The 942-nt window shown below is 54.5% G+C and carries 1 pseudogene; it reads right to left on the bottom strand.

The features are described from left to right. Positions 1 to 942, bottom strand: a pseudogene (locus AC1Q9F_RS28365) (IS3 family transposase); the annotation flags it as partial.

Below are 942 nucleotides of genomic sequence, written 5' to 3'. Positions count from 1 at the left end.
CTAACGCCCGATGCACCGCATCGGGCGTTTTGTATTTTAAGGACAGGTGCGGGCGCTCCTGGTTGTAGATCAAGATCGCCTCCCGCACCATTTGTTCTGCTTGCGCCAAGTCCGTCGGCCGGTGGAGCAAGAGCTCTGTCTTCAAGATGCCGTTGACCCGCTCTGCCAAGGCGTTTTGGTAGCAGTCGTAGCCATCAGTCATTGAGCACGTGATGCCATGCTTGGCATGGAGCTTTTGATAAAGCGCCGAGCAGTACTGCACACCTCGATCTGAGTGATGAACCAGTTTCAGGCATGTTCGACGCGTCTTCAAAGCCATGCGCAAGGCTTGAGCCACCGAGTCGGCATGTAAGCTGCCATGCACGTGATAGCCGACTATTTTTCTCGAGAAAGCATCCGTCACCAGACTCAAATAGACCGGATCGTCACGCTTGGTGGACAGATAAGTGATATCGGCCACCCAGACCTGTTCCGGACCGGTAGCGACAACTTGCGACGGGCCTGGTTTGAGCAGATTGGGATGGCAGCGGAAGTGATGATGACTGTCGGTCGTTTTGTGATAAGCCCGCTTCCTGCGGACCAGTTGGCGGTGATCACGCAAGACCGCCAATAACCGATCGCGACCGACATGCAACTCCTGTTTCTCACGCTGCGCGTGCATCAACGAGTGCAATTTGCGGGCGCCAATGCAGGGTTGGCGTACTCGGATTGTCTGCACAAACTGGATGAGTTTCTGATCTTGCTCGATGCGAGCCCGATAGACGCGATTACGTTTGTAAAAGGCTTGGCGACTGATCCCCATAAACTGGCAAGCCCTGCTGACACTCAGGGTTTGGGTTTGCGCAACGACTTGCCGGGCCGCTTTTTTACGACAGAGACGCCGTAGTCGTTCTTCAGTACATCCACCACATCTTCAAAAAACTTGGCTTTCTGATTCGCCAG

The organism is Pseudomonas sp. GW823-FHT04A03, from assembly GCF_058796615.1.
The sequence above is the reverse complement of the archived record's forward strand: the minus strand, read 5'-3'. Positions and strand labels throughout refer to the sequence as shown.